We start from the raw sequence: 3357 nt of genomic DNA, 5'->3' as shown, positions 1-3357 counted from the left end.
TGACGCCCGTGCTTACGGGTTATCTTCCTGTTGGTTAGGCGATAAGGTTTCTTTCAACCTATCGGCTCAGTAGACATGCTGAACGTACAAAAAGGAAGTTAAATTTAATTAACTTCCTTTTAAAATATATACATTTAGTATTTCTTATTAAAATCATTTATCCATTCATTTAATCCTTTTTTAACATAGTATATTTTTCCATTAAGTTCTATGTGAGGTATGTCTGGATATTTTTTTATTAGATCTTTTGCATCTTCTTTAGAGATACCTAACCATGTGTGAATTTTATCTTCTTTAATCAATTTATCGTAAAGAATATCATTTACATCTCCACTTACTTTTTCTTCTATTTTTCCACTTTTAAAGTGTACAAGACCATATTTTAATCCTTCACCTATAAAATACCCTGCTGATCCTATTCCTACTGCTAATAATATAGCTACTGCCGAGTCCATGTATTACCTCCAACATTTTATTATCTTAAGAATTTACAATAATATACTTATTTTTCGTATACTATATTATTGAATATAAAATCATGTAATATATCTAAAGAACTAGGTTCAAAAGTTATTACTGACTTATTATTTATTCTATCTTCTTTAGCATGAACTCCATCATTTATAGGGAATTCCATTTGCTTTATATCTAGATTCCCCATCTTCAACACTTGAGTACCTAATCCAAGTATATTAGTTGGCTTCATATTAGTCTTAACATATTGTAATATAGTATCTAGCATCTTAGGATACTCTAGAACAGATAAATTCTTGGCACCACTTATTACACCTTCAATAACTGCTCTCTGTCTTCTATCTCTTTCTTCAGTACCTCCACTAGTACCTTTTCTAATACGTGAATATGCAAGAGCTTGATATCCATTAAGATCTTGTACACCAGCACTTTCAATATACTTTATTTCACCTTTATTTTTACTAGTGTCAAATTTATATGTTTCTGGTATAAATTTATTTAACTCATTAATTTCATTTTGTCTAACCTCTACAGTTATACCACCTAAAGTATCGATTATATCCATAAATGAATAAAAATCAACTAGCAGATAATTTTGTATATCTAATTCAAAATTACTTTCTATTGTTTCTGTTAGTAAATCCATGCCTCCATAAGCATAAGCCTCAGTAAGTTTTATATTTCCATGACTTGTTGTAGAAACATATGCATCTCTTGCAAGAGATGTTACTCTTACATCTTTATTCTTGTTATCTACTGTAAGTATCATCATAGAGTCTGTACGAGAAACAGTTTCTCCTGGTCTAGCATCCGTTCCACAAAGCAATATGTTTGTTATTCCATTTTCTGACTTATAGTTATTGTTTCCACCTATACTTCCTTCTGTACCTGAATCATAAATACCATTTAATTTAAAGTATACATATCCAAATACACTCGCTGGCATTACTATGACTAATACAGCTAATGCTATTACTATTCTTTTTAAAGTTCTATTACTCATTTTATCCTCCTATTTATGTATTAGTATATTTTTTACTACGTATACTAATTGTATTTTAATTTAGCATATATATCAATTGTAATTACAATTATATATATATATCACCATATTTTGCCTTCACCTATGTCTAAAAATAATTCTCCATTTTCAAAGTCTTTTGAATGTGTTTTTGCTTTATCTGAAAATAAAGCAATCATAGTTTGTAAGTTCATTTCATTACTATTCATTGGTTTGCTAAAAGTTCCACCAATAATACTCAAATTATCTGCTGTCTTCCAACCTGCCTTTGTATAGAAATTAGATAAACCTTTGCTACAAGTAAAAGTTGAAAAATCACAGTTATCTTTTTTTATATAATCAAAAGCTACTTTTATAGTATTTGCTCCTATTCCTTTACAACGGTAATCAATATCTGTAATAACTTCACTTAAACCAGCAACCACATACTCTTCTTTTTTATATATGATTGATTTTTTTACGATAGATAAATATGATACTAATTTATCACCTTCAAAGCAACATACACAGTTTTTAATAAAAGGTGTATCTCCCCAATAACAATTATTCCATTCTTTATTTTGTAGGTTTATAATTGAACGTTTCAAAAAATCATCTATATCATAGTATGACATTAGTATAGTTTTCATAATAATAACCTTTCTAAACATATATTTATACTATCTCTTTATTTTACCATATTATAATAACTTTGCTATGTTTTCATCAAATCTCAGAAGTTTTATCATTATTTTGAGAATTACATTTTCATTTATTTCCAAACTCTTTTTGCTCCAAATATTTCTTGAACATATCCATATAATGATACATGTGACATAATAATTTGGTAAATATATAAATAATCAAAATAAAAAGAGTGTGATTTTAAATAAAAATCCACTCTTTAAATAAACTTACTATATTATTTTAGTTGATAATAGTTTTATATCTATTATTCTCTGGTTGGCTGATCCTCTCATTACTAGAGACAAGTCTTTTCTATCTTCCTCAAATTTGCCATCAACAAGTACATCAATATAATTTAAAACTTGCTTTTGAGTTTCATTTAGACTCTCCATAACATATCCTGTCCAAATATAAATCTTCTTATTAGGATAGATCTCTTTAAACCTTCTACAAAGGTCCACTACTCCATCAATATTTTGAGAACAAAGTGGCTCTCCTCCTAATATAGATAAGTTTCTCTTTATGTTATTTTTGTCTATATTTTCTACAATATAATTAAAATCTTCTTCCTTGAATTCTCTACCACTATTAAATTCCCAAGTTTCAGGATTGAAGCATCCCTTACAATGGTGAGGACATCCCTGTGTCCACAGTGACATAACTATACCTTGCCCGTTAGCTATGTCATTATCCTTAATTTTTGAAAATCTCATTACATCACTCCTATAAATGTAGTACTCTTTGACCTATTTCTTGAGTTCTTCCTTTACCCCACATATTAGCACCGATATAACCACAGGTTCTTCTCATTACTTGCATTTCATCTTTATCTTTATTTCCACAATTTGGACAGTACCATGTTAAGTTGTCACTGTCTAATTTTATTTCTCCACTAAATCCACATTTGTAACATACATCTGGCTTAGTATTTATTTCAGCGTATTGTATGTTGTGGTAAATGTAGTTTATTATTTGTTCAACTGCACTTAAGTTTTTGCTCATATCAGGTACTTCTATATAGCTTATACATCCACCTAAAGATATATCGTGGAATTGACTTTCAAATGTAAGCTTATCAAAAGCATCTATTTCTTCACTTACGTGAACATGATATGAGTTTGTATAGTACATTCTATCTGTTACATTTTTTATTTCTCCAAATTTTTGTTTATCTATTCTACAGAATCTTGATGTTA

At 28.5% G+C, this 3357-nt stretch carries 5 protein-coding genes; all 5 read right to left on the bottom strand.

Annotated features, from left to right (window positions below):
- Positions 1-134 precede the first annotated feature (134 nt).
- The gene (locus ACRC03_RS17605) at positions 135-455 is read right to left on the bottom strand and encodes a hypothetical protein (protein ID WP_438653908.1); all 321 of its coding nucleotides are present in this window, start codon (positions 453-455) and stop codon (positions 135-137) included.
- A 47-nt stretch (positions 456-502) separates the two neighbouring features.
- On the bottom strand, positions 503-1477 hold the full coding sequence (locus ACRC03_RS17600; RefSeq protein ID WP_438653907.1) for an LCP family protein: 975 nt from the start codon (positions 1475-1477) through the stop codon (positions 503-505).
- Between the two features lie 101 nt (positions 1478-1578).
- Positions 1579-2124, bottom strand: coding sequence for a GNAT family N-acetyltransferase (locus tag ACRC03_RS17595; RefSeq protein WP_438653906.1), 546 nt, complete (start codon positions 2122-2124; stop codon positions 1579-1581).
- 267 nt (positions 2125-2391) lie between these two features.
- The gene (gene nrdG, locus ACRC03_RS17590; RefSeq protein ID WP_438653905.1) at positions 2392-2874 is read right to left on the bottom strand and encodes an anaerobic ribonucleoside-triphosphate reductase activating protein; all 483 of its coding nucleotides are present in this window, start codon (positions 2872-2874) and stop codon (positions 2392-2394) included.
- Positions 2875-2884: 10 nt separating this feature from the next.
- On the bottom strand, positions 2885-3357 hold a 473-nt coding region (nrdD, locus tag ACRC03_RS17585), incomplete at its 5' end, for an anaerobic ribonucleoside-triphosphate reductase (protein ID WP_438653904.1).

It is taken from the genome of Romboutsia sp., assembly GCF_051659545.1.
Classification (GTDB): domain Bacteria; phylum Bacillota; class Clostridia; order Peptostreptococcales; family Peptostreptococcaceae; genus JBOFOR01.
Note: the sequence above shows the minus strand (reverse complement) of the source record. Positions and strands in the feature narration are given on the sequence as shown.

Coding starts and splice junctions, on each gene's coding strand:
- ACRC03_RS17605 (WP_438653908.1), bottom strand. CDS start 455: ATGGACTCGGCAGTAGCTATATTATTAGCAGTAGGAATAGGATCAGCA.
- ACRC03_RS17600 (WP_438653907.1), bottom strand. CDS start 1,477: ATGAGTAATAGAACTTTAAAAAGAATAGTAATAGCATTAGCTGTATTA.
- ACRC03_RS17595 (WP_438653906.1), bottom strand. CDS start 2,124: ATGAAAACTATACTAATGTCATACTATGATATAGATGATTTTTTGAAA.
- nrdG (WP_438653905.1), bottom strand. CDS start 2,874: ATGAGATTTTCAAAAATTAAGGATAATGACATAGCTAACGGGCAAGGT.